The sequence below is a fragment of the Stenotrophomonas maltophilia group sp. SKK55 genome, assembly GCF_057179845.1.
The window spans coordinates 1-678 of record NZ_JBXUHP010000015.1; the positions used below are offsets into that span (position 1 = coordinate 1).

General features: G+C 65.0%; 1 protein-coding gene and 1 pseudogene. Both read right to left on the reverse strand.

The genetic code is table 11. From position 1 onward, the window contains the following. A pseudogene (locus AC2A1N_RS08825) lies at positions 1–113 on the reverse strand (arsenate reductase (glutaredoxin)); the annotation flags it as partial. Beyond that, a partial coding sequence (arsH, locus tag AC2A1N_RS08830; RefSeq protein ID WP_484372042.1) for an arsenical resistance protein ArsH occupies positions 110–678 on the reverse strand: 569 nt, incomplete at its 5' end. The pseudogene AC2A1N_RS08825 and the gene arsH, both read right to left, overlap by 4 nt.

A 678-nucleotide genomic window follows, 5' to 3' on the forward strand; every position in this document is an offset into this window, starting at 1 on the left:
GGCGGGTGGGCCAGGTAGTCGATCACTTCCGGCTCGATCCCGGCGAAGCGGATCATCGCCAGAGTGTTGCGCGAGGTGCCGCACTTGGGGTTGTGGTAGATGACCGCGTTCACGCACTTTCCTCCTCGTTAAAAACAGTTTCCACCACCCCTGCAGCGGCCGCCAGCGCCGCCGCCTCGATGGCCCCCTTGCGCTCGCTGTAACGGTCCACCAGGTAGTCGCTGCGCCCACGCACCAGCAGGGTGAACTTGACCAGTTCCTCCATGACGTCCACCACGCGATCGTAGTACGCCGAAGGCTTCATTCGACCTTCGTCGTCGAACTCCTGCCAGGCCTTGGCGACCGAGGACTGGTTGGGGATCGTCACCATCCGCATCCACCGGCCGAGCACACGCAGCGCGTTGACGACGTTGAACGACTGCGAACCGCCGCAGACCTGCATCACGGCCAGCGTGCGGCCTTGGGTGGGGCGCACGCTGCCCTCTTCCAGTGGCAGCCAGTCGATCTGGTTCTTGAATACCGCGGTAAGGGTGCCATGGCGTTCCGGGCTGACCCACACGTGGCCCTCCGACCACAGCGAGGCCTGGCGCAGCTCCTGCACCTTTGGGTGGGTGGCTGGCACCGAGTCAAGCATCGGCAGCTCGTGTGGATCGAACAGGCGGGTTTCCGCCCCGAGCT